General features: G+C 61.5%; 25 protein-coding genes. 14 read left to right on the top strand and 11 right to left on the bottom strand.

Annotation, left to right across the window (positions count from 1 at the left end; translation table 11 throughout):
• The first annotated feature begins 432 nt into the window (after positions 1-432).
• The 4 genes from nirB (at position 433) to metE (ending at position 6696) form a co-directional block, all read left to right on the top strand.
• Positions 433-2997: a nitrite reductase large subunit NirB gene (nirB, locus tag C8K61_RS02710; protein WP_108094627.1), complete on the top strand. Its 2565-nt coding sequence runs from the start codon at positions 433-435 to the stop codon at positions 2995-2997.
• Between the two features lie 8 nt (positions 2998-3005).
• On the top strand, positions 3006-3362 hold the full coding sequence (nirD, locus tag C8K61_RS02715; protein ID WP_256589348.1) for a nitrite reductase small subunit NirD: 357 nt from the start codon (positions 3006-3008) through the stop codon (positions 3360-3362).
• Positions 3363-3623: 261 nt separating this feature from the next.
• Positions 3624-4289, top strand: coding sequence for a substrate-binding periplasmic protein (locus tag C8K61_RS02720; protein WP_371919963.1), 666 nt, complete (start codon positions 3624-3626; stop codon positions 4287-4289).
• Between the two features lie 112 nt (positions 4290-4401).
• Positions 4402-6696, top strand: a complete 2295-nt coding sequence (gene metE / locus C8K61_RS02725; protein WP_108094630.1) for a 5-methyltetrahydropteroyltriglutamate--homocysteine S-methyltransferase — start codon at positions 4402-4404, stop codon at positions 6694-6696.
• A gap of 176 nt (positions 6697-6872) precedes the next feature.
• Here metE and C8K61_RS02730 read toward each other — a convergent pair whose 3' ends face one another.
• Both C8K61_RS02730 and C8K61_RS02735 read right to left on the bottom strand, forming a co-directional pair.
• A complete protein-coding gene (locus C8K61_RS02730; protein ID WP_108094631.1) occupies positions 6873-7421 on the bottom strand; it encodes a histidine phosphatase family protein in 549 nt (182 codons plus the stop codon).
• A 5-nt stretch (positions 7422-7426) separates the two neighbouring features.
• A complete protein-coding gene (locus C8K61_RS02735) occupies positions 7427-9622 on the bottom strand; it encodes an OsmC domain/YcaO domain-containing protein (RefSeq protein ID WP_108094632.1) in 2196 nt (731 codons plus the stop codon).
• 183 nt (positions 9623-9805) lie between these two features.
• Between C8K61_RS02735 and C8K61_RS02740 the strand changes: the two genes are divergently transcribed.
• From C8K61_RS02740 to aqpZ, 6 genes are all read left to right on the top strand, one after another.
• The gene (locus C8K61_RS02740; RefSeq protein WP_108094633.1) at positions 9806-10450 is read left to right on the top strand and encodes a class II aldolase/adducin family protein; all 645 of its coding nucleotides are present in this window, start codon (positions 9806-9808) and stop codon (positions 10448-10450) included.
• Positions 10447-11076 carry a hypothetical protein gene (locus tag C8K61_RS02745; RefSeq protein WP_108094634.1) on the top strand — a complete coding sequence of 210 codons (630 nt, stop codon included), beginning with the start codon at positions 10447-10449 and terminating at the stop codon, positions 11074-11076. The genes C8K61_RS02740 and C8K61_RS02745 overlap by 4 nt, the downstream gene beginning before the upstream one ends.
• Positions 11077-11119: 43 nt before the next feature.
• Positions 11120-11677 (top strand): hypothetical protein, encoded by a 558-nt coding sequence (locus C8K61_RS02750; RefSeq protein WP_218277791.1) that lies wholly within the window; start codon positions 11120-11122, stop codon positions 11675-11677.
• An 86-nt stretch (positions 11678-11763) separates the two neighbouring features.
• Positions 11764-12267: an AAA family ATPase gene (locus C8K61_RS02755; RefSeq protein ID WP_108094635.1), complete on the top strand. Its 504-nt coding sequence runs from the start codon at positions 11764-11766 to the stop codon at positions 12265-12267.
• Positions 12268-12476: 209 nt separating this feature from the next.
• Complete coding sequence (locus C8K61_RS02760; protein WP_108094636.1) at positions 12477-13091, top strand: LysE family translocator; 615 nt, start codon at positions 12477-12479, stop codon at positions 13089-13091.
• Between the two features lie 228 nt (positions 13092-13319).
• Positions 13320-14009, top strand: coding sequence for an aquaporin Z (gene aqpZ / locus C8K61_RS02765; RefSeq protein WP_108094637.1), 690 nt, complete (start codon positions 13320-13322; stop codon positions 14007-14009).
• Between the two features lie 77 nt (positions 14010-14086).
• Here the strand turns inward: aqpZ and C8K61_RS02770 are convergent, their stop codons facing one another.
• The gene (locus C8K61_RS02770; RefSeq protein ID WP_108094893.1) at positions 14087-14350 is read right to left on the bottom strand and encodes a hypothetical protein; all 264 of its coding nucleotides are present in this window, start codon (positions 14348-14350) and stop codon (positions 14087-14089) included.
• Positions 14351-14870: 520 nt separating this feature from the next.
• On the opposite strand from C8K61_RS02770, the gene C8K61_RS02775 reads away from it, so the two are divergent.
• The gene (locus C8K61_RS02775; RefSeq protein ID WP_108094894.1) at positions 14871-15263 is read left to right on the top strand and encodes a VOC family protein; all 393 of its coding nucleotides are present in this window, start codon (positions 14871-14873) and stop codon (positions 15261-15263) included.
• A gap of 28 nt (positions 15264-15291) precedes the next feature.
• Here C8K61_RS02775 and C8K61_RS02780 read toward each other — a convergent pair whose 3' ends face one another.
• The gene (locus C8K61_RS02780) at positions 15292-15729 is read right to left on the bottom strand and encodes an HIT family protein (RefSeq protein WP_108094638.1); all 438 of its coding nucleotides are present in this window, start codon (positions 15727-15729) and stop codon (positions 15292-15294) included.
• A 79-nt stretch (positions 15730-15808) separates the two neighbouring features.
• Positions 15809-16831: an MBL fold metallo-hydrolase gene (locus C8K61_RS02785; protein ID WP_108094639.1), complete on the bottom strand. Its 1023-nt coding sequence runs from the start codon at positions 16829-16831 to the stop codon at positions 15809-15811.
• Between the two features lie 148 nt (positions 16832-16979).
• Between C8K61_RS02785 and C8K61_RS02790 the strand changes: the two genes are divergently transcribed.
• Entirely contained in the window at positions 16980-17660 is a 681-nt protein-coding gene (locus tag C8K61_RS02790) for a TetR/AcrR family transcriptional regulator (protein WP_108094640.1), read from the top strand.
• Here C8K61_RS02790 and C8K61_RS02795 read toward each other — a convergent pair.
• The 5 genes from C8K61_RS02795 to C8K61_RS02815 all read right to left on the bottom strand — a co-directional run bounded on the left by C8K61_RS02795 (position 17608) and on the right by C8K61_RS02815 (position 20270).
• Positions 17608-18033 (bottom strand): hypothetical protein, encoded by a 426-nt coding sequence (locus C8K61_RS02795; protein WP_108094641.1) that lies wholly within the window; start codon positions 18031-18033, stop codon positions 17608-17610. The two genes, C8K61_RS02790 and C8K61_RS02795, sit on opposite strands and share 53 nt — an antisense overlap.
• Positions 18034-18134: 101 nt before the next feature.
• Positions 18135-18485, bottom strand: a complete 351-nt coding sequence (locus C8K61_RS02800; RefSeq protein WP_108094642.1) for a hypothetical protein — start codon at positions 18483-18485, stop codon at positions 18135-18137.
• A gap of 78 nt (positions 18486-18563) precedes the next feature.
• Positions 18564-19184 (bottom strand): LysE family translocator, encoded by a 621-nt coding sequence (locus tag C8K61_RS02805; RefSeq protein ID WP_108094643.1) that lies wholly within the window; start codon positions 19182-19184, stop codon positions 18564-18566.
• Positions 19185-19311: 127 nt separating this feature from the next.
• A complete protein-coding gene (locus C8K61_RS02810) occupies positions 19312-19668 on the bottom strand; it encodes a DUF3509 domain-containing protein (RefSeq protein ID WP_158272493.1) in 357 nt (118 codons plus the stop codon).
• 179 nt (positions 19669-19847) lie between these two features.
• Positions 19848-20270: a hypothetical protein gene (locus C8K61_RS02815; protein WP_108094645.1), complete on the bottom strand. Its 423-nt coding sequence runs from the start codon at positions 20268-20270 to the stop codon at positions 19848-19850.
• Between the two features lie 242 nt (positions 20271-20512).
• Between C8K61_RS02815 and C8K61_RS02820 the strand changes: the two genes are divergently transcribed.
• Both C8K61_RS02820 and C8K61_RS26725 read left to right on the top strand, forming a co-directional pair.
• A complete protein-coding gene (locus tag C8K61_RS02820) occupies positions 20513-20695 on the top strand; it encodes a hypothetical protein (RefSeq protein WP_146174264.1) in 183 nt (60 codons plus the stop codon).
• Complete coding sequence (locus C8K61_RS26725; protein ID WP_156684112.1) at positions 20692-20865, top strand: hypothetical protein; 174 nt, start codon at positions 20692-20694, stop codon at positions 20863-20865. Before C8K61_RS02820 ends, C8K61_RS26725 begins: the two co-directional genes overlap by 4 nt.
• Before the next feature lie 3 nt (positions 20866-20868).
• Here the strand turns inward: C8K61_RS26725 and C8K61_RS02825 are convergent, their stop codons facing one another.
• Entirely contained in the window at positions 20869-21756 is an 888-nt protein-coding gene (locus C8K61_RS02825) for a sensor domain-containing diguanylate cyclase (RefSeq protein WP_108094647.1), read from the bottom strand.
• Positions 21757-21907: the final 151 nt, after the last annotated feature.

Below are 21907 nucleotides of genomic sequence, written 5' to 3' on the forward strand. Positions count from 1 at the left end.
AATGGGTGCGTATCGTTGGGCTTCGCCTTTGGCTCAACCCAACCTACGTCGCTCCTACGGAATGTGCGTGGGCAAAAATCGCGTCAGCTTGGGGCGTGGTGGTGCAAGGTCGCACTGTTTTGGTCCCGATTCGCTCAGCGTCAGCGCTGCCACTTCAAGGCTACAAACCCACCAACCACGCCCACTCAAGCGGCATTTAATTCCTTCTGGCACAACCACTGCATACGCCCCAGCAACCCGCCGCGTTGCTGCGTGTGGGATGCCCTGTTGATCAATGGCGATCATCTGGCCGCAACCGGCCCGGGTAACAAATGACTGCGTCAGGCCCATGGGCCGGCAGCACGAACAGGCAAAGGCGCCTGGAACCTTTTTGGTTCCGGGCGCTTTTTTTTTGCTTCGACAAAACCGAGTTGGCTTGAGCGGGTGGCATCTATGAACAGCACAAATGATCTGCAAACCCTGGTGGTAATCGGCAACGGCATGGTCGGCCATCACTGCGTGGAGCAGTTGGTGGAGCGGGGCGCCTTGGCCCATTACCGCATTCAGGTGTTCAGCGAAGAACCGCTGCGCGCTTATGACCGTGTGCACCTGTCCGAATACTTCGGCGGCCGCGATGCCGAGTCGCTGGCCCTCGGTGAGGCGGCGCTGTATCAGACGCCGGGGGTGACCTTGCACCTCGGTGTGCCGGTGCTGGAAATCGATCGCGCCCGCCAGGAGGTGATCACCGCCAACGGCTGCGTGCCTTACGACCACCTGGTGTTGGCCACCGGCTCTTACCCGTTCGTGCCGCCGATTGAAGGCGCGGCCGGCGACTCGCGCCTGGTCTACCGCACCCTGGCCGACCTCGACACCATTCAGGCGGCGGCGAAAAACGCCCGCCGCGGGGTGGTGGTCGGCGGTGGCCTGCTCGGCCTGGAAGCAGCCAACGCCCTCAAGTCGCTGGGCCTCGAAGCCCATGTGGTGGAGTTCGCCCCGCGCCTGATGCCGGTGCAGTTGGACGACCACGGGGGGCACGCGCTGAAGTCGCGGATCGAAGAACTGGGCGTCAGCGTGCACCTGTCGCGCGGCACCCAGTCGATCACCCCGGGCAGCGACTACCGCTACCGGATGAACTTCGCCAATGACGAGTTTCTGGAAACCGACCTGATCGTCTTCTCCGCCGGCATCCGCTCGCAAGACGCGTTGGCCAAAGCCTGCGAGCTGGAGCTCGGCGCCCGTGGCGGCATCGCCATCGACAGCCAGTGCCGCTCCAGCGATGCACGAATTTTTGCCATCGGCGAGTGTGCGGCCTGGAACGGCAGCATCTTCGGCCTGGTTGCGCCGGGCTATCAGATGGCCCGCAGTGTGGCGGCGCAGTTGTGCGATCTGGCCGGTTTGAGTGACGACAGCGCCGCACCGTTTCTGGGTGCCGACATGTCCACCAAGCTGAAACTGCTGGGCGTGGATGTCGGTTCCATCGGCGATGCCCATGGCGCCACTGCCGGTGCGCGCAGCTACCGTTTTATCGACGAAGCCACCTCCACCTACCGCCGCCTGATCGTCTCCGCCGACGGCAAACAAGCCCTCGGCGCGGTGCTGGTGGGCGACAACAGCTACTACGACACCCTGCTGCAATACGTGCAGAACGGCATCGCCTTGCCGGTCGACCCGGCTGCACTGATTCTGCCGCAAGGCAGCGCTGCGCCGGCCCTGGGCGTGGACGCACTGCCGGCCACCGCCACCGTGTGCTCCTGCCATAACGTCAGCAAGGGCGCCATCTGTTGCGCCATCGACAACGGCTGCAGCGACCTCGCCGGGCTCAAGGCCAGCACCAAGGCCGCCACCGGTTGCGGCGGTTGCGCCGGCCTGCTCAAGCAGGTGTTCGAACACGAACTCACCGCCCGTGGCGTGGTGGTCGACAAGAGCCTCTGCGAACACTTCGCCTATACCCGCCAGGAGCTGTATTCGCTGGTGCGCGTCGGCGCAATCGAAACCTTCGAAGACCTGCTCGCCCGTCACGGCAAAGGCCACGTCGGCTGCGATATCTGCAAACCGGCAATCGGCTCGATCCTCGCCTCGTGCTGGAACCGACCGATTCAGGAGCCCTGGCTGGTGCCGCTGCAAGATACCAACGACACCTTTATGGCCAACATGCAGAAGAACGGCACCTACTCGGTGGTGCCGCGCATTCCGGGTGGCGAAATCAGCCCCGACGGCCTGATCGCCATCGGCGCGGTGGCGAAGAAATACGACCTCTACACCAAGATCACCGGCGGTCAGCGCATCGACCTGTTCGGCGCGCAGCTGCACGAGCTGCCGGACATCTGGGGCGAGCTGATTGCCGCCGGCTTTGAAACCGGCCACGCCTACGGCAAATCCACCCGCACGGTGAAGAGCTGCGTGGGCAGCACCTGGTGCCGTTACGGCGTGCAGGACAGCGTGAAAATGGCGCTGTTCATCGAGGACCGCTACAAGGGCCTGCGCTCGCCGCACAAGCTCAAGTTCGCGGTCTCCGGCTGCACCCGCGAATGCGCCGAAGCGCAAAGCAAAGACGTCGGCGTGATCGCCACCGAGAAGGGCTGGAACCTGTACGTGAGCGGCAACGGCGGCATGCGCCCACGCCACGCCGAACTGTTCGCCACCGACCTCGATGACGAAACCCTGATCCGCTACATCGACCGTTTCCTGATGCTCTACATCCGCACCGCCGACAAGCTGCAACGCACCTCGGTATGGCGCGAAAGCCTGGAGGGCGGCCTCGATTATCTGAAAGCCGTGGTCATCGATGACAGCCTGGGCCTGGCCGCCGAGCTGGAAGCGCAGATGCAACTGGTGGTCGACCGCTACGAATGCGAATGGGCCAACGCCCTCAAAGACCCGGAAAAACTCAAACGCTTCCGTACCTTCGTCAACGCCAAGGGCGGCGACCCGGACATTCATTTCGTCAAAGAACGCGGGCAGATCCGCCCGATCCAGCTCGATGAACTCAAGCTGATCAACGCAGTGGAGGTGGTGTGATGCAGGCCATGGCTATCGAACAAACCCAAGGCTGGACCGCGGTCTGCGGGCGCAGCGATCTGGTTGCCAACTCCGGCGTGGTGTCGCTGGTGGACGGCGTGCAGGTGGCACTGTTTTACCTGCCCGACGGCGAGCAGCTATTTGCCGTCGACAACCGCGACCCGCTGTCTGGCGCCAATGTGATCGGCCGCGGCATCGTCGGCAGCCTGGCGGGCGATCTGGTGATCGCCGCGCCCCTGTACAAACAACACTTTCGCCTGCAGGACGGCACCTGCCTGGAGTACCCGGAGCAGTCTTTGAAGGTCTGGCCGGTGCGTTTGAGTGGTGACGTGGTGGAAGTTTTTTTGGGTGGGTGGGGCGCTTGACTTGAGATTCTGGATTCCGGCCTACGCCGGAATGATGGAGGCTGACACCCTGTCGTCCCAGCGCAGGCTGGGACCCAGACTCGTGCAGGAAAATGCAGAACGTCTGGCGAGCCAGGATTGTCTAGAGTCCTATAACCCACTCAACAGGCAACTCCGGCGGACAATACGATCAGACACCTTTTTCACGCCGCCCTGTGCCTGCTTGCGCTCAGCAGCCAGGCCCACGCCGCCACCCCGGTCCTGACCATCGCCACCAGCGAGCTGCCGCCCTACGTCAGCGCCAAGGGGCAAAACAGTTTTCTCACCGAGTTGCTGCCCGAAGTCGCGAAGGAAATGGGCGTGACCTTTCAGTTCCGCTTCATGCCCTGGCCGCGCTGCGAACGGGCGGTGGAGGACCTGCAGGTGTGGGCGACCATGCCCTACGTGCCCACCCCGGAACGCGAGCAGAAATTCCTGTTCTCCCAGCCGCTGTATGCCAAACAGACCCTGCTGTTCTATTACAGCCCGACCAACCAGGGTTACCCGCGCACTTTCGACAGCCTCACCGAACTGCAGCGCTACAAAGTGGGCGGGGTGCGCGGTTATTACTACGAAGCGCTATTCGCCAACGCCGGGTTGACGCTCGATTTGGCCACCAGCGAAGAGTCCAGTTTCAAGAAGCTGCGCGCAGGGCGGGTGGACATGGTGCCGGCGGTGGAGTCGGTCGGTTGGGACGTGATCCGCAAGACCTTTCCCGCTGAGGACCAGGCGAACTTCCGGGTGATGGAAACGCCCCTAGCGGTCGGCCACAACTACCTGATGACCGCCCGTGCCTACCCGAATGCCGAGCAATTGCTTGAGCGTTTTAACCAGGCCCTGGCCAAGCTGCGCCGCAATGGCGTTTACCAGAGCGTGGCAGCGCGCCATGGGTTGCGGGTGGACAACTAGCGTCGCCAACATGAGGAAGTCTGTTTTTAATCACGAATTTATTGAATTTGTCTCATGCTGATTGGGGTGGTGATATGTGCGCCTTGAATTTTCACTGGAGCACACCCCCCAAATGGCATTGGCCCACACCCTTGGTTTTCCCCGCATCGGCCGCGACCGCGAGCTGAAAAAAGCCCAAGAAGCCTTCTGGAAAGGCGAACTGGATGAAGCCGGCCTGCGCGCCGTGGGCAGCGCCTTGCGCGCCCAGCATTGGCAGCTGCAGAAAGACGCCGGCATCGACCTGCTGCCGGTGGGTGACTTCGCCTGGTACGACCAGGTGCTGACCCACTCGCTGACCTTTGGCGTGATCCCCGAGCGCTTCCGCCCGCACACCGGCAAACCGACCTTGCACACCCTGTTCGCCATGGCCCGTGGTGTCAGCGACAGCTGCTGCGGCGGCGCCCATGCCCAGGAGATGACCAAGTGGTTCGATACCAACTACCACTACCTGGTGCCGGAGTTTGCCGCTGACCAGCAGTTCCAGCTGAGCTGGGAGCAGCTGTTCGACGAAGTGGCTGAAGCCAAGGCCCTCGGCCATACCGTCAAACCGGTGGTGATTGGCCCATTGACTTACCTGTGGCTGGGCAAGACCAAGGGCGCCGAGTTCGACAAGCTCGACCTGCTGGAGCGCCTGTTGCCGCTATACGGCGAGATCTTCCAGCGCCTGGCCGCACAAGGCGTGGAGTGGGTGCAGATCGACGAGCCGATTCTGGTGCTGGACCTGCCGCAAGAATGGAAAAACGCCTTTGAGCGCGCCTACAACGTGCTGCAGCGCGAGCCGCTGAAGAAGTTGGTGGCCACCTATTTCGGCGGCCTGGAAGACAACCTCGGGCTGGCCGCCAACCTGCCGGTGGATGGCCTGCACATCGACCTGGTGCGGGCCCCTGAACAATTCCCGAGCATTCTCGACCGCCTGCCGGCGTACAAGATTCTGTCCTTGGGGGTGGTCAATGGCCGCAACGTCTGGCGTTGTGATCTGCACGCCGTGTTGCAGGTATTGCATGAGGCGCAGGAGCGGCTCGGCGACCGTTTGTGGGTGGCACCGTCCTGTTCGCTGCTGCACAGTCCGGTGGACCTCGGCCGCGAAGACAAACTGGATGCCGAGCTGAAAAGCTGGCTGGCCTTTGCCGTGCAGAAATGCCAGGAAGTGGCGCTGCTGACCCGCGCGCTGAGCGAGCCGGAAGCACCCGAGGTGCTCGATGCCCTGGCGGCCAGCAATGCCGTGCAGGCGGCTCGTGCCACCTCACCGCGTATTCACAAGCCAGCAGTGCAAGCGCGACTGGCCAACGTGGGCCCACAACACAGCCAGCGCCCATCTCCATTCCCGCTGCGGGCGGAAAAACAACGCGCTGGCCTGGACCTGCCGCGTTTCCCCACCACCACCATCGGTTCGTTCCCGCAGACCGCCTCCATTCGCCTGGCGCGTCAGTCGTACAAGCAGGGCAAGCTGAGCCTGGCTGAATACACCGAAGCCATGTACAGCGAAATCCGCCATGCCGTGGACGTGCAGGAAAAGCTCGGCCTCGACGTGTTGGTGCACGGTGAAGCCGAGCGCAACGACATGGTCGAGTACTTCGCCGAGCAACTGGATGGCTACGTGTTCACCCGCTTCGGTTGGGTGCAAAGCTACGGTTCGCGCTGCGTGAAACCGGCGGTGATCTTCGGCGACCTGAGCCGCCCGCAGGCGATGACCGTGGACTGGATTCGCTACGCCCAGGGCCTGACCAAAAAGCACATGAAAGGCATGCTGACCGGCCCGGTGACCATGCTGATGTGGTCGTTCCCACGCGAAGACGTCAGCCGCGAACTGCAGGCCCGGCAACTGGCGCTGGCGATTCGCGACGAAGTGGTGGACCTGGAAGCGGCAGGGATCAAGATCGTGCAGATCGACGAAGCGGCGTTCCGCGAAGGCCTGCCGCTGCGCAAATCGCACTGGCAGCCGTACCTGGATTGGGCCACCGAGGCGTTCCGCCTGTGTGCCTCGGGCGTGCGTGACGAAACCCAGATCCACACCCACATGTGCTACAGCGAGTTCAACGACGTGATCAAGGCCATCGCCGAAATGGACGCCGACGTGATCACCATCGAAACCTCGCGTTCGGACATGGAGCTGCTGGATGCCTTCGAAGCCTTCGCCTACCCGAACGAGATCGGCCCGGGCGTGTACGACATCCACTCACCGCGCGTACCGAGCAGCGACGAGATGGCCAACCTGCTGCGCAAAGCCGCTCAACGGGTACCGGCCAGCCGTCTGTGGGTGAACCCGGATTGCGGCCTGAAAACCCGCGCCTGGCCGGAAACGGAAGCGGCGTTGGTGAACATGGTGGCGGCAGCGCGCCGGCTGCGCGAAGAAATTCCTGCGGCGTAGGTTGGGTTGAGCGCAGCGAAGCCCAACGATACCCAAAGGCCTGCCTCCACGCCCCATCAAACAGAACGAACGACGCAATCCACAACCTGGCTGATATCGGTGAGCGCGCAGGCTTCCAGGCATCGTTGGGCTTCGCCTTTGGCTCAACCCAACCTACATAAATGTCGAGCGCACAATTACAACCGCAAGCGCCACTTGCCGTAATGGCTCAACTCGACCATCGCCAGCGGTTCGACATCGATCTGCTGGGCGTCGGCGGGGGAGCAGTGCAGCACATGGGCCAAGGCCGCGCGGATCACAAAGGGATGGGTGACCGCCAGCCAATGCCCCGGCTGGCGAAAGCCCTCCAGCCAGGCGCCAACCCTCGCGCCCAGCGCATCTAGCGACTCGCCGCCATGGGGCGCCGCCGCGCTGTCGTTCAGCCATTGTTGCAGCGCATCGGCTTGCTGTTCTTGCAGGTCTTTCAGGCTCAACCCGCGCCACGCCGCCAAATCACAATCGGCTAACGCCGGCTCCAGCACCAGGTCATTGACCAGCAACGCGGCGGTTTGCCGGGTGCGCAATTCAGGGCCGCACAACACACCCTGACGCTCACCTGCACGCACTTGCAGGGCGCTGATCAACTCGGCCGCCACGTCTTCTATCGCTTCGTCATCGGCCAAGCGCCCGAGCTTTTGCGCGGGCGTTCGAGCGTGGGCGATCAGCGTCAGGCGTGTGGCTTTCATGGTGTTTACTGGCTGACGTTGGCGCGCGCGGCGTGCAGCTTTTTGTAGCTGTCGATCAGGCGCAGGTGACGGTCGAGGCCTTCGAGTTTCAGGCTGGTCGGGGTCAGGCCATAGAAGCGCACGCTGCCGTCCACCGAGCCGATGGCGGCGTCCATGCGCTCGTTGCCGAACATGCGGCGGAAGTTGACCTCGAAGTCTTCCAGTTCCAGGTCTTCGTCCAGCTGCATTTCCAGCACCACGTTGACCGCCTGGTAGAACAGGCCGCGCTCGACTGTGTTGTCGTTGTACTGCAGGAAGGCTTCGACCAGGTCCTTGGCTTGCTCGTATTTCTGCAAGGCGAGGTAGATCAGCAACTTCAGTTCGAGGATGGTCAGCTGGCCCCAGGCGGTGTTGTCATCGAACTCGATGCCGATCAGCGTCTTGATTTCGGTGTAGTCATCCAGCTCGCTGTTTTCCAGACCCTGCACCAGCGTGCGCAGGCCGACCTTGCTCAGGCTGTGCAGGTTGAGGATGTCGGCGCGGAACTGCAGGGCCTTGTTGGTGTTGTCCCAGATCAGGTCTTCCACCGGGTAGATTTCCGAATAGCCCGGCACCAGGATGCGGCAGGCGCTGGCGCCCAGGTGTTCGTACACCGCCATATAGGCCTCTTTGCCCATGGTCTCGAGAATGCCGAACAGGGTGGCGGCTTCCTCGGCGTTGGAGTCTTCGCCGTGGCCGGAGAAGTCCCACTCAACGAATTCGTAGTCGGATTGGGCGCTGAAAAAGCGCCACGAGACCACGCCGCTGGAGTCGATAAAGTGCTCGACGAAGTTGTTCGGCTCGGTCACCGCATGGCCAGAAAAGGTCGGTTGCGGCAGGTCGTTGAGGCCCTCGAAACTGCGGCCCTGGAGCAGCTCGGTGAGGCTGCGCTCGAGCGCCACCTCAAAGCTTGGGTGGGCGCCGAACGAGGCGAACACGCCACCGGTGCGCGGGTTCATCAGGGTCACGCACATCACCGGGAATTCACCGCCCAGCGAGGCGTCCTTGACCAGCACCGGGAAACCTTGTTCTTCCAGACCCTGGATGCCGGCGAGAATCGCCGGGTACTTGGCCAGCACCTCGGCGGGTACATCCGGCAGGGCCATCTCGCCTTCGAGGATTTCCCGCTTCACCGCGCGCTCGAAGATTTCCGAAAGGCACTGCACCTGCGCTTCGACCAGGGTGTTGCCGGCACTCATGCCGTTACTCAGGTAGAGGTTTTCGATCAGGTTGGAAGGGAAGTACACCACCTCGCCATCGGACTGGCGGACGAAGGGCAGGGAGCAGATACCGCGCTGGGTGTTGCCGGAGTTGGTGTCATACAGGTGTGAACCGCGCAGCTCGCCTTCGCGGTTGTAAACCTTGAGGCAGTAGGGGTCGAGGATCTCGGTCGGCAGCTCGTCTTTGGGCCCCGGCTTGAACCAGCGCTCATCCGGGTAGTGCACGAAGTCGGCGTTGGCCAGCTCCTCACCCCAGAACTGATCGTTGTAGAAGAAGTTGCAGTTCAGCCGCTCGATGAATTCGCCCAGGGCCGAGGCCAGCGCGCTTTCCTTGCTGGCGCCCTTGCCGTTGGTAAAGCACATCGGCGACTGCGCATCGCGGATATGCAGCGACCAGACGTTGGGCACGATGTTGCGCCACGAGGCCACTTCGATCTTCATCCCCAGCCCGGCAAGAATGGCCGACATGCTGGCGATGGTCTGCTCCAGCGGCAGGTCCTTGCCGGCGATATAGGTTTCGCTACCGGCGGCCGTGCTGGGCAGCAGCAAGGCCTGGGCGTCGGCGTCGAGGTTGTCGACTTCCTCGATGATGAACTCGGGGCCGGCCTGCACCACCTTCTTCACGGTGCAACGGTCGATGGAACGCAAAATGCCCTGGCGGTCTTTCGCGGAGATATCCGCCGGCAACTCCACCTGAATCTTGAAAATCTGCTGGTAGCGGTTTTCCGGGTCGACGATGTTGTTCTGCGACAGGCGAATGTTTTCCGTGGGAATGTCGCGGGTCTGGCAGTACAGCTTGACGAAGTACGCCGCGCACAACGCCGACGAAGCCAGGAAGTAATCGAACGGCCCCGGCGCCGAGCCATCGCCCTTGTAGCGGATGGGCTGATCGGCGATCACCGTGAAGTCATCGAACTTGGCTTCAAGTCGCAGGTTGTCGAGAAAGTTGACCTTGATTTCCATGGGGGTTACCACAAGCGCGCAAGCAAAATTGGCGGCCATTATCCGGGTTTTTCACCGCCGAGTGGGCAACCAATTTGCCCAGCGGCGAGACCTTGCGCTTTGAACTACCTTGGTGTGCAGCGTTATCAGCAGAGCTGGCGCGCGCCTTGCTCGCGCGCCGGCCGTTTCCGGGGGAGGGTGACCATGCTGTTTGAAAGCCAGCGCCGCCAGGTGGTGGAGCTTTGTGTGCAGCTTTCCTATAAAGGCTATTTTGCCGGCACCGGCGGCAACCTGATGCAGCGGGTGGACGCCACCCATGTGCTGGTCACGCCCTCGGCGCTGGATTACCTGAGCATGACCCCGGCCGATGTCTGCGTGCTGCGTCTGGACGATCTGCAGCAGATGGACGGTGAACGCAAACCCTCTGTGGAAACCGCCATGCATGCCGGCATTCTGAAACGGCGTGCCGATGTCGGTTGCAGCCTGCATACCCATCAACCGGTGGCCAGTGCCTGCGCGTTGATCGGTGAAGCGTTGCAGGTGCCGGAGCCGCAGGCAGCGATTCTCGGGCCACGGGTTCCAGCGATAGCCTATCGCTACTCGGGCACCACAGCCCTGGCCAACAAGGTGGCGCAGGCGGTGACGGCGGATACCCAGGCCTACCTGATGAAAAATCATGGGGTGATCTGTCTCGGTCGTGACAGTGCACAGGCCGTGGCGGTGCTCGACCAGCTGGAAGCGTTTTGCCGGGCTCATCTGCAGCAGTTGATCAGCCAGCAGCAGGCCCAACAGCCAGCGCGTGCGTCGGTGTTGGCGCGCTTGCTCGGTTCGCTGGGAGGCGCGCTATGAGTGTGCAGGAGCAGCAGCGGGCGATGTGGCAGACCATCCGCGAACGACTGGGCGCCAAGCACTTGCAGGCGCAGAACACTGCGGCAATTTCCACCCGGGTGCCCGGGACCGCGCAGTTCTGGTTTGCTGCCAGTGAAGAGGCGACGCCAAACCTGGTTACGCTGGGGGCTGAGGGCGCCAGCGCGGTTCAGCAGCTGCATGCCCAGGTGTACGCCGCCCGTGCCGATATCGGCGCCATCGCGTCGGGTTGCGGCCGTTATGGACGCCATCTCTTGGAGGTTACCGGCGAGTTGCCGAATGTCTTTGATGAGCAGGTGCGGCATATCAGTAAGCTGATGCCTAGCGACACACCGTGGAAAACCCAGCTGGCCAGCGGCAGCAATATCCTCAGCCATAACGGCGAACTGCTGCTGCTCGGCATGACCGGCGCGCGGTTGATGCTCAATGCAGAGCTGTTCGAAAAATGCGCCCACGCTTATGTGCTGGCTGCCGCCACCGGCAAGCGCATCACGCAGCTGCCCTGGAGGGTTCGCCACTTCGCCACACGCCGCCTGCGCAAGGACCAGCAACGGGCCGCTGCGCGAATGGCGCAGGGCTTGTTGGCGGAGGAGAGCAAGGGGTATTGAGACAGTGCGTACCAGAGCCTGTGCCAGCGCAAACAGCAACCTAATGAACCACAAGCAAGGCGTGCAGATGATCACCCATATCGAGTTGCTGGAAACCTTGTTGCAACGCTACCTCCAGGTACTCGGCGCGGATTACCGCGGTTACCGCAATCATGTGTACCGGGTGCTCAACTTCTGCTCGTTGGTCATGCCACTCGACGCCAGCCAACTTGAGAAACTCGCCATCGCCGGTGCTTTTCACGACCTCGGTATCTGGACCGACAAGACCTTTGACTACCTCGACCCCTCCGAGCGGCTGGCGCTGACGTTTCTGCAGGAAACCGGGCGTCACGCCTGGAGCGAGGAAGTCATGGCGATGATCCACCACCATCACAAAATCACCCCGGTGCAGGGCGATGCTCCGGCGCTGGTGGAGGCATTCCGCAAGGGCGACTGGATTGATGTTACCCATGGCCTGTTCGCTTACGGTGTTTCCCGGAAGCAGCGCAAGGAGGTGTTTGCCCAGTTCCCGGATGCGGGGTTTCATCGTCGTCTTTTGCAGCTGTCTTTCAAGCGGCTGCTGACCCACCCGTTAAGTCCACTGCCAATGATGAAGCTTTAGCCCAGGCGCTGGCGGCCAGAGGCGGTAGGGGATCAGCCCGAATCGGTTAGGCCAATAATGAGTTAACTCACAGTGAAGGACAGAAAATGCTTATCGTATTCAGCGGTCTTCCAGGCACCGGAAAAACCACTATTGCCAAAGGGCTGGTCGATTCGATAGGCGCTCTCTACCTGCGGATCGATACTATTGAGCAAGCGATACGAAACTCCGGTGTACTTGCTCAAGATGTAGGGCACAGTGGTTACATGGTCGCTAATGAGCTTGCGCTGAGTAATCTTGAATTGGGACGTACCGTCATCGTTGACTGCGTAAATCCAGTGATCGAAAGCCGATTGGCCTGGGGCGCAATCGCCTCAAGAGCTGGCGTTCGGTTGATGAATATTGAAGTGATTTGCTCGGACAAAAATGAACATCAGCGCCGTGTAGAAACAAGGCTGGGTGATATTCCTGGGCTGACTCCACCAACCTGGCAATCTGTGTTGGATCACGAATACGAAGCGTGGGCTGAAGCACCGTTTACGATAGACACGGCTCTGGCTTCACCGGCTCAAGCCGTATCGATGCTCGCCAAACGCCTGCTAGCCCGATAGCTGCCTCAGGCAAATGGCAGCATACGCCTGTCCCTGTCCCTGTCCCATTTTCCGCTCAGGCATGAAACACCTCTGTATGGGCTTTTATTGGCGGACCTGTGCCTGACGGCTACCCCCTTTTGCTCGTTAACATCAGGGCTCACACGGCGGAAAACTTAATGCGGTTTTCAACCAGACCCCGATAACGATATGCCCGACGAGGAATCCACATGTTCGACAGTACGGCGGTGCTCACCGTTTTCTGGGTTTATCTGGCGGGCGTAGTGATTCCGGGGCCTAACTTCGTCGCCGTTGTTCACAAGGCAGTAGCCGCGACACGGGCTGAGGCGCTGGCCTTGGTGGCCGGCATAGTGACTGTGAATCTACTCTGGTCTGGCTGTGCGATCGCTGGCCTGGGCCTGGTGTTTGCGGCCATGCCATGGGCAGCACTCGTTGTGAAAATACTGGGCGCGACGTACCTGATGTGGTTTGGCGTACGCCTGATCATCAAAGCCGGCAAGCATCCGGTCCCACGGGCCCAGGAAGACTGCGCTGGTAGCGTGCGAAACTCCTTCATGCAGGGGGTCGTTACCAACCTCGGCAACCCCAAATCCGTGGCCTTCTACGCCGCCGTGTTTTCAGCAGCAGCGCCCGCCCACGTCTCGGTCAGCACCTTTGCCTCAATGCTGGCGGTTGTGGTCGTCGTTTCGGCGACCTGGTATGGGCTGGTTGCGCTGGCTTTGTCACAGTCGAGAATCTCTTGCGCCTATCAGAAGGCGCGGAAAGTAATTGATCGTCTGTGCGGCGGCCTGATTCTGGGATTGGGCGTCCGACAGCTGACCTGAATTTGGATGGATGCGAGAGATGGTGAGAGTCTGCTATGGCCGATCGCTGCCGCTGGCGACGGGCTGCTTACGGCCAGAAGCAATGGGTCATTTAGAGTAGAAACAAATCTTTCCACCAATCCCTCTACTTATGAGCCTTTGAACTAGCGCCGCTTTAAGCACAACCTACACTCCCCACTCTCGAGCCAGGTAGTCAGTCAGTCTGGCTTTCTGCACAGGGAGTTGCATATGAAAGCGTATGGCGCCGAGTTTTTAGGGACCTTCTGGCTGGTGCTGGGGGGCTGTGGGAGCGCGGTGCTGGCTGCCGCCTTTCCAGAACTGGGGATAGGCTTGCTTGGGGTGTCGCTGGCGTTTGGCCTGACCGTCGTGACCATGGCCTATGCAGTGGGGCATATCTCCGGCGGGCATTTCAATCCAGCTGTTTCGGTCGGCCTCTGGGCAGGCGGGCGTCTGCCACTGCCCCAGCTGCTACCCTACATCGCGGCTCAAGTAGTGGGCGGCGTGGCAGCGGGAGGCGTTCTGTATTTGATCGCTTCCGGCAAGGCCGGTTTCGAACTGTCTGCCGGCTTTGCCTCCAATGGCTATGGCGCGCACTCTCCCGGTGGCTATTCACTGACGGCGGCAGCCATCACCGAAGTGGTGATGACCGCATTCTTCCTGCTGATCATTCTTGGCTCCACATCCAGACGCGCCCCGGCTGGCTTTGCCCCCTTGGCCATTGGTTTGAGTCTGGCGCTGATCCACATGATCTCGATTCCAGTGACCAATACGTCGGTCAACCCGGCGCGCAGTACTGCGGTCGCGCTCTATGTCGGTGACTGGGCTGTCGGTCAGTTGTGGTTGTTTTGGCTGGCTCCGATCGCTGGCGCGTTGATCGGTTCGCTGCTGTACCGACTAATTGCCAGTGAGCGGGATTGAGATTGCGGGCAATTGCCGCACGCTGCCGGGCGTGCGCAGGCTGGGACAGGCGTTCGGCGGGGCTGGCCTTGGTTGTCCTAGTACTTGATGTCTCGAGCGGTGTGGCGCGTGTCCTGCTTAGTGTCGCGCTTATCCTGGCGGCATTCGGCACGACTCGACTCATCGCCCTTTTTGCAAGCTTCCTTCGTTTGCCGCGCGGTGTCGCGCCCGTCCTGTCTCGTATCCCGCGCCTTCTGACGTTGATCAGCCTGTTCAGTGGCGTAGCTCGGCATTGTCACCAATGGCCCGCCGACGACGATGGTCAGCGTCGCCAGAGCCATCAAGAAGTTCTTGGCACTCATGATTTTTCTCCCGTTCATAACGAGTCGGAAACTATTTCGATGCCCAATCATGATCCGCATGCAGCCAGACTCTCTCACCTGGGATGCTCCAGAAGTACTTGGCTCAGAGCGTTCGCCCACAACCCACAAAGGCACACCGAAGGACAGCGCATTTAACCGTAGGCCTACAAGGGTTGCCCCGCAAAGGCTGAATAGGCCTAGCGAAATAGTCCGATAGATCGTTGAGCGCTTGCGACAGCAGCCGAAGGACACAACCCACTGCGCAACACCTTGAATCGCCCCTGCTTTTGTAGAGCTTTGAATGGCTGCGTTCGGCCGTTTTCCGCCTCTGGCGACCGGCAGCTTCTGGCCGGAAAAAGACGCTCCCTCCAGCAGTCCCTTTGCCTCTAACGAGTCCGCCATATCAATGTTGATCAGCCGGCTGGCCAGAAGGGCCAAGCCCCTGCACTCGGCGGCTAGCTTTATCCGCGCTGTAGCTTGATGCATGCTGAGCGCCACCCCTCGCGATCCGGTAGCCAGCATGATCTCCCACGTCTTTTTAGGTGTTGCCGATTTCGACCGAGCCTATGGTTTTTACCAGGCGCTGACGGCCGAATTGGGTTTGCAGTTGAAGTTCTGCGACCGTGACAAACCCTGGGCCGGTTGGGTTTCACCGAGCGCTGCGCGACCGCTGTTGGTGATCGCCGCCCCCTTTGATGGCGGCCCCAGTACCCCCGGTAATGGCCAGATGTTGGCGCTGCTGGCACCCAACCGCGCCGCAGTGCGCGCCAGCTACGCGGCCGCCATCGCCCATGGCGGCCACTGCGAAGGCGAGCCTGGCTTGCGCCCGCATTACCACGCCGACTATTACGGCGCTTACTTTCGCGACACGGAGGGCAACAAGCTGTGCGTTTGTTGCCATGCTCCGGAGTAGGCGGTGTGAGGGCTGCTGAAGCTCGAGGTTAGCTGGATGCCTGCAACAACTCAGCGATTTTCTGGCGCAGTTCGCCGTGCTGTTCCTCGGCGTACGGCGTCGCAGTCTTCCAGTCGTAAAACCACGCCGGCATCTTGCGGTGCTGCTCCGGTTCCGTGGCGTAGCGCGGGAAAATATGGCAATGCAGCTCCGGCTCCGAGTTGCCGAGAATCTCGTAATTCATCCGCAGCGCCCCGGTGGCCTGTAGCGCCGCATCGCCCAGGCGCGCCATGTCCAATAGGTAAGCGGTGCGGCCCGCGGTATCCAGATCGTTGAGGCTCGGCACTACCGGGTCGGGCAGCAGCAGGCAATAACCCGGCAGAAATTGCACATCGCCCATCACGGCCCAGCCAGAGGCCATGCGGCAGATGACTTTGTCGTTGGCGCCGCGGCGGGCGAGGGCAACACGTTCGGTGATCAGGGGCATGCGAGTCCTTAGATGAAAAATGCCAGGGGCGGTATTGGATCACAGCTGCCGCGGCCTGGCCTGGCTCGCTGTTTGCCGATTATTTCTGCGCTACGGCTCGCCACCAGGGCGCGCCCGCAGTCAGCTGGTCCATGTCTACGCGCTCACCCATTTGCGGTGTGGCCAGGGCCACGTTGGCGGCCTCGGCCAGCGCGGTGATGCGTTCGAACGGGTCGTACCAGGCGTGCAGGGCGAGGTCGAAGGTGCCGTTGTGAATCGGCAGCAACCAGCGTCCGCCGAGGTCCAGATGCGCTTGCAGGGTTTCCTCAGGCTGCATATGCACGGCGGCCCATTGGCGGTCATAGGCGCCGGTTTCCATCAGCGTCAGGTCGAACGGGCCGTAGCATTGGCCAATGGCTTTGAAGGCGTCGCAGTAGCCGGTGTCGCCGCTGAAGAAAAGGCGGAAATCACCGTCGAGGACTACCCAGGACGCCCACAGCGATTGGTTGCTATCGAACAGACCACGCCCGGAAAAATGCTGGGACGGAGTGGCCACCAGTTTCAGGCCGCCGACCGACACGCTCTGCCACCAATCACGCTGGTGCACCTTGGCTGGCGGTACGCCCCAGGCAATCAATGTGTCGCCGACGCCGAGCGGGGTAATGAAGTGTTCGGCCTTGCTCGCCAGGGCCAGGATGCTGGCCTTGTCGAGGTGGTCGAAGTGGTTGTGCGAGAGGATCACGCCGGTAATGTTCGGCAGCTCCTCGATCGTGATCGGCGCCTGGTGGAAGCGGCGCGGGCCGGCCCATTGCACGGGCGAAGCACGTTCGGAAAACACTGGGTCAGTCAGCCAGAAACCGCCCTGCATCTTCAGCAGAATGGTCGAGTGGCCGAGGCGGTACAGGCTGTGGTCGGGCGCTGCTTCAAGCTGTGCGCGGGTCAAGGCCATCACTGGCACCGGGGTTGCGGGCACGCTGTCGGCGGATTTGTGAAAGATGAATTCCCAGAGAATGCGCAGCACTTTGGTGAAGCCGGTGGAGGGCGTTGGCGTGCTGTTCTGGAAACGCTTGTTAACGTACTGATCGGAATTCGGCGGCGCTTTGGCGAACGAACTGCAGGTCATAGTGAAAGTACCCGTGAGCGTCTGGAGGGGGCTGCGACCGCAGGGTGCTTCCGGGTCGCAGGAAAATTACACTGGAGAGTGTAGATTTTCCCGAAGAAAAGTAAACTGCCTCGTGTAACATTGCGTGTAAACGTGATCGAGCCCTGCCATGACTGCCCCCACACGCCTGACCGACCGCAAGCACGAGGCCATCCTCACCGCCGCCATCGACGAGTTCCGTCAATACGGTTTCGGCGGCGCCAACATGGACCGCCTGGCCGCAGCGGCCGAGGTGTCCAAACGCACGGTCTACAACCACTTCCCCAGCAAGGAAGCGTTGTTCGCGGAAATTCTCATGCACCTCTGGCGCCGGGTTGCGGAAGTCGACCTCAGCTACCAGCGCGAGCGCCCGCTGCGCGAACAGCTGCTCGAGCTCACCTGGCAGAAGATGCGCATGTTGAACGACGACAGCTTTCTCGACCTGGCGCGGGTACTGGTGGGTGAGGCCGTACTGTCGCCTGAACGTGGCCGGGAAATGATGGCGCGACTGGGCGACAAGGAAGAGGGCGTCACGGTGTGGATTCGCGAGGCCATGGCCGATCAGCGCCTGAAACCGCTGGACCCTGCGTTCGCCGCTCAGCAGCTGCAGGGGCTGGTCAAGAGCTTCGCGTTCTGGCCGCAGTTGGCAATGGGCCAGGAGCGGTTGTCCGAGGCGGCGCAGAAGCAGGTAGTGGAGGCGACCGTGGATATGTTTTTGGGATTTTATGGAGTGGCAGATGCTTCGGGATCGAAGCGCGCTACACCACCAACACGCCGCGAAAAGCCCGCAAAAAAGCCTGGGTCAGAATAAACGCCACCCCGGCGAAATAGGCCAGCGCCACCAGCTTCGCCGCCCAGCTCAAGGCGCGGAATCGTTTGGCCGGCGCAGCGTGCCAGATGGCCCACATACCCAGCGGCGCACTGAGCAGAAACGGCACCGCCAGCGTTAGCCACGACAGCAAACCAACCCTGAACGGTGAGCCCTGGGTCAGCCCTTGAAACAGCGCGCTATCGACGTTGGCGCGCAAGTACAACAACCCCATCAGGCTGAGGGCGTTGGCAGCGATGCAGCTGGGTACAAACAGCAGCCAGAAGGCTTTCCACAACGGACGTTTGGACGGCGGGTCCACTGGGACGTGGTCGGCGCTGAGGGTGGTATTGGATACGGTGTAAGGGCTTGTCATTGATCGCGTTCCGTCCGTGGAGTGAACTGTATTTTTTGCGCTCGGGATCATAAGCGCAAGGGCAGGTAAGTGACCAGACGACGCGGATTGGGAGCTGTCATTTACCACTCGAACCAATAACCCAGCGCCGCAATCGTCAGCGCCACGGCTGAGAACCACAATGCCGGCGGTGAGGTGAGCCGCCCGAGTAACGCCTGGCGGTGTTGTCGGCGTATCGCCAGTAACTTGCTGGCGGCTTCGGCTTCAAGGTCGACGATAAAACTGCGGCTGCTGTAGATCAGGTGCCGGGCGAGGGTCAGCTGGCTTATGCGCAGGCAGATAATTGTGAAAATCGGCAGGCCCTGAGGGTCGACGCCCAGGCTGATCACGTCTGAGTCCAGCCCATGGCGGCGCAGGGCGCTGTTGAGGTAGGTGGCGAGGGCCTCGTCCTTGAATTCCAGCAGGGTGTACATGCTCAGGCTTCCATGATGTGCAGCGCACCGTTGAATCCGATCAGGGTGCGGGTAGCGGTGTCGAACACCGCGTTGAACTCAACGTTTGCTCAGCGCCAGGCGCGCGGCAAACAGGACGAAGACCAGCCCGGTGGTGCGGTCCAGCCAGCGAATCACCTGCTCGCGGCGTAGCAGGCCAGCCAGGGACTGGGTCGCGTTGATCAGCAGGATTGACCAGAGCAAGCCTAGCACCACGTGGATGCTCACCAGGCCAAACGTCCAGGCAATCAGCGGTTGGCCCTGGGGGATAAATTGCGGCAGGAAGGACACGTAGAAGATGCCGACTTTGGGGTTGAGCAAGTTGCCCAGCATGCCTTTGAGAAACCAGTTGCTGTCGGGCTTGCCCGTTGCCTCAACGGGCGCCAGCGAACCGCGTGGGCGCAGCAGCATGTTCACGCCGAGCCAGGCGAGATAGGCCGCGCCGCAGTATTTGAGCAGGTTGAAAGCCAGCTCGGAGACGGCAATCAGCGCGCCCAGGCCGAACGCCACGGCGGCGCCCCACAGCAAGCAGCCGGCGTTGATGCCCAGGGCCGCACGCAGGCCTTGGCGTTTGCCTTCTACGGTGGCGGTGCGCAGCACCAGGGCGGTATCCAGGCCTGGGGTAATGGTCAGCAGGGTGGCGGCCAGGGTGAAGGCAAGCAGGTTGTCGGCAATGGCCATGGGTCGTATCGCTGCGGCGGGGTGTGCGGCGAAATTAGCACAGGCTAGCGGGGTGATGAACGGGCAAAAAAATCCCGGCGCCGCTGAGGTCGCCGGGCAAGTCTGTTGCTGGGAGGGTAAATCGTGGTCAGGCCGACATGGCGGCATTCAACTGCGGGCGCACATGGGCCAGCGGGCGCTGCGACAGGCGCTTGGCTTTGGTGACATGCACCGGACCTTCGTAGGTGGGCAGGCGTTGCCATACCCAATGCGCGCCAGCACCTTTCCAGCACAGCTCGCCGGAGGCCAGCTTGATGTCACGCTGGATGTCTCGCACCACGTCCTTGATCTTCGCTTCGCTGAACACCGCCTCACTGGCGATGACCTTGGTGATCCGCTGTTCGCCGGATTGCAGCGACAGCACCAGAGTGCCATCGGGGCGTGGGGTGACGGCGACCTGCTGATCGGGGAAGGACTGGAACAGGTAGTTGATGGCGAGTTGCATGGTGTTGCGCTCCATGTTGTTTTTGCGATGCAAACAGGAGAGCAGCCGCCGTGCCAACTTGAATTTTTAATTAATTTGCTTATAAATCAACGTCTTGATCTGAACTGATATCACCTTGGCATTTGCAGATTGCATGGTCGGCGGATCAGCGACATGCAATCTGCAACCGGTCACTGCGACTAGGCGTATACATCGATCCCCACCTGCGCTTGCAGCCACTGCATATACACCGCAAGGCTGTCGGTGTTTTGGCTGCCGTTGCTGGCGCTCAGGGTTTTGCCGTCGAGGTCGCCGGTGAACTTCACTTGTTGCAGGCCGCTGAGCATCGATTTCGCTTCGGTTTTGCTGAGGCTGGCGACGTCGGGCAAGGTGGCAGAGTTGGTTGCAGCATTGAGCTGGGTGCGGCTGAGGGCGGTGAGGTAGTCGACGTGCTGTTGCGCAAACTGCTGTACGTCAGCCTGGTAGTTGGCTTCCAGTTTGCTTTTGACCTCGGCGGTCGCGCCGGGTATTTCGATTCTGGCGGCCTTCAGGGTGCCGTCGCGAACGCCTTGCTTGAGGCTCTCCAACGCTTGCGTGATGGTGGTGGTGCTGATTCCTGTCATGGTGCTGCTCCTGATTGCGTTGCGAGGGAGCAGAGCAAAACCCAGGCCAGTTATTTTTTTGATGGATAACAACGATTTACGGTTTTTTTTCGGCGCAGCTGCGGCAGGCCTTTGCCAGGGCTGGCAAGCCATTGCCGGAATTTCACGGTGTGCTAGCGCACAGACAACCGCGCATCGCGCTCGTCACTGTAGCCAGTGCAACCCACGGCATCGTGCAATGGGAGGTGAGTGCCGAGAGCGTCATGGGACCGAAAATACCGAATCAGTGGAGTGATGGCGTGCGTGAGCCGCGGGTGGTGTTGAGCCCCGAGCCCAATCGTGTATTGCAGGGCGCGTTGAAAAAGCCGCTAGTGGACTGCAAAAAGCTCGATCAGCGCGCGGCCAACCAGTTGTTCGAACAGGATGCGGGGGTGGACGAGTCATGAATACCAGCAGCGGCGGGATCATCAGCGGATGCTGGAGGGCGCTGAAACGCACCTGGTTTCTGATCACCGAAAGTGACCCACCGGAAAAACCCAAACCGGGCATCCGCGTGTTCGGACCCGCACCGCCACCTGCTGCTGGCGGGCTCAAACCACCTCAGCGTAAGGCCTGAGGCTCAGGCCTCGCAGGCGCGGTATTCACCACCGCCGGCGGCCTTGGCGCTGTACATGGCCGCGTCTGCACGGTTGATCAAACCTTCAAACGAATGACCGTCACGTGGGTAAAAACTGATGCCCACGCTGATATGGGTGGCGATCCGCTGCTCGTCGATATGAAAGGGTTGGTCGATGGTGTTGATCAGCTGTTTGGCCAGGCTGTTGGCGACGCTCAGGCGGTCGAGGTTGGTGATCAGAATGGCGAACTCATCGCCAGACAGCCGCGCCACCACATCGGAGCTACGCACCGCACGGCTCAGGCGCTCGCCTACTGCAACCAGCAACTTGTCGCCAAAGGTATGCCCAAGACTGTCGTTGATGCTCTTGAACTGGTCGAGGTCGATAAACATCAGCGCCAGCAGGCGATGTTGGTCGGCAGCCTGGGCGATTGCCTGGTGCACCAGGTCGGTGAACAGCAGGCGGTTGGGCAGCCCGGTGAGGTTGTCGTGGTAGGCCAATCGGCGGATTTTCGCGTGTTCCTTATCGATGGCAGTGACGCTGTGCAGAATGCTGATGACGTGTGTCACCACGGCGTTCTCGTCGAACACTGGCGACACCGCCTGATGCACCCGGTACAGGCTGCCATCTTTGCAGCGGCCGGAAAACTCTCCGTGCCAGGCAGCACCGGCAAGCAGCGCCTGCAGCCGGGCTTGCTGTTGCGCTTGGCCCTTGCGGTTGGCCAACTCTGGCAGCGCCAACATGCCCACCAGTTCGCGCCGGGTGTAGCCGCAGAGAATACTGGTGGCGGGGTTGCACCAAAGGATCACGCCGTTGACGTCGCTGATCAGAATGGCGTCGGTGGCGGCTTCGAAGCTCTGGCTAAGCAGGCGCGGCGGCAGGTTTTTCATTGCGCTAGCTCCCGGTAAAGCGCGACGCGGCCACGCGTTGCTGACGGGTTGCATGGCGTGGCGATGGCGAGCTGATACAGCGAGCGGGCGACAACAACCTGTGTATCGAGCATGGGCGCGCCTCCGGCGAAGCAGGAGAGGGCGGAAGGTG

It is taken from the genome of Pseudomonas sp. GV071, from assembly GCF_003050835.1.
Classification (GTDB): domain Bacteria; phylum Pseudomonadota; class Gammaproteobacteria; order Pseudomonadales; family Pseudomonadaceae; genus Aquipseudomonas.

What these genes read in the sequence shown, in the direction of transcription:
- nirB (WP_108094627.1), top strand. Translation starts at nt 433, where the DNA reads ATGAACAGCACAAATGATCTGCAAACCCTGGTGGTAATCGGCAACGGC.
- nirD (WP_256589348.1), top strand. Translation starts at nt 3,006, where the DNA reads ATGGCTATCGAACAAACCCAAGGCTGGACCGCGGTCTGCGGGCGCAGC.
- metE (WP_108094630.1), top strand. Translation starts at nt 4,402, where the DNA reads ATGGCATTGGCCCACACCCTTGGTTTTCCCCGCATCGGCCGCGACCGC.
- C8K61_RS02730 (WP_108094631.1), bottom strand. Translation starts at nt 7,421, where the DNA reads ATGAAAGCCACACGCCTGACGCTGATCGCCCACGCTCGAACGCCCGCG.
- C8K61_RS02735 (WP_108094632.1), bottom strand. Translation starts at nt 9,622, where the DNA reads ATGGAAATCAAGGTCAACTTTCTCGACAACCTGCGACTTGAAGCCAAG.
- C8K61_RS02740 (WP_108094633.1), top strand. Translation starts at nt 9,806, where the DNA reads ATGCTGTTTGAAAGCCAGCGCCGCCAGGTGGTGGAGCTTTGTGTGCAG.
- C8K61_RS02745 (WP_108094634.1), top strand. Translation starts at nt 10,447, where the DNA reads ATGAGTGTGCAGGAGCAGCAGCGGGCGATGTGGCAGACCATCCGCGAA.
- C8K61_RS02750 (WP_218277791.1), top strand. Translation starts at nt 11,120, where the DNA reads ATGAACCACAAGCAAGGCGTGCAGATGATCACCCATATCGAGTTGCTG.
- C8K61_RS02755 (WP_108094635.1), top strand. Translation starts at nt 11,764, where the DNA reads ATGCTTATCGTATTCAGCGGTCTTCCAGGCACCGGAAAAACCACTATT.
- C8K61_RS02760 (WP_108094636.1), top strand. Translation starts at nt 12,477, where the DNA reads ATGTTCGACAGTACGGCGGTGCTCACCGTTTTCTGGGTTTATCTGGCG.
- aqpZ (WP_108094637.1), top strand. Translation starts at nt 13,320, where the DNA reads ATGAAAGCGTATGGCGCCGAGTTTTTAGGGACCTTCTGGCTGGTGCTG.
- C8K61_RS02770 (WP_108094893.1), bottom strand. Translation starts at nt 14,350, where the DNA reads ATGAGTGCCAAGAACTTCTTGATGGCTCTGGCGACGCTGACCATCGTC.
- C8K61_RS02775 (WP_108094894.1), top strand. Translation starts at nt 14,871, where the DNA reads ATGATCTCCCACGTCTTTTTAGGTGTTGCCGATTTCGACCGAGCCTAT.
- C8K61_RS02780 (WP_108094638.1), bottom strand. Translation starts at nt 15,729, where the DNA reads ATGCCCCTGATCACCGAACGTGTTGCCCTCGCCCGCCGCGGCGCCAAC.
- C8K61_RS02785 (WP_108094639.1), bottom strand. Translation starts at nt 16,831, where the DNA reads ATGACCTGCAGTTCGTTCGCCAAAGCGCCGCCGAATTCCGATCAGTAC.
- C8K61_RS02790 (WP_108094640.1), top strand. Translation starts at nt 16,980, where the DNA reads ATGACTGCCCCCACACGCCTGACCGACCGCAAGCACGAGGCCATCCTC.
- C8K61_RS02795 (WP_108094641.1), bottom strand. Translation starts at nt 18,033, where the DNA reads ATGACAAGCCCTTACACCGTATCCAATACCACCCTCAGCGCCGACCAC.
- C8K61_RS02800 (WP_108094642.1), bottom strand. Translation starts at nt 18,485, where the DNA reads ATGTACACCCTGCTGGAATTCAAGGACGAGGCCCTCGCCACCTACCTC.
- C8K61_RS02805 (WP_108094643.1), bottom strand. Translation starts at nt 19,184, where the DNA reads ATGGCCATTGCCGACAACCTGCTTGCCTTCACCCTGGCCGCCACCCTG.
- C8K61_RS02810 (WP_158272493.1), bottom strand. Translation starts at nt 19,668, where the DNA reads ATGCAACTCGCCATCAACTACCTGTTCCAGTCCTTCCCCGATCAGCAG.
- C8K61_RS02815 (WP_108094645.1), bottom strand. Translation starts at nt 20,270, where the DNA reads ATGACAGGAATCAGCACCACCACCATCACGCAAGCGTTGGAGAGCCTC.
- C8K61_RS02820 (WP_146174264.1), top strand. Translation starts at nt 20,513, where the DNA reads ATGGGACCGAAAATACCGAATCAGTGGAGTGATGGCGTGCGTGAGCCG.
- C8K61_RS26725 (WP_156684112.1), top strand. Translation starts at nt 20,692, where the DNA reads ATGAATACCAGCAGCGGCGGGATCATCAGCGGATGCTGGAGGGCGCTG.
- C8K61_RS02825 (WP_108094647.1), bottom strand. Translation starts at nt 21,756, where the DNA reads ATGAAAAACCTGCCGCCGCGCCTGCTTAGCCAGAGCTTCGAAGCCGCC.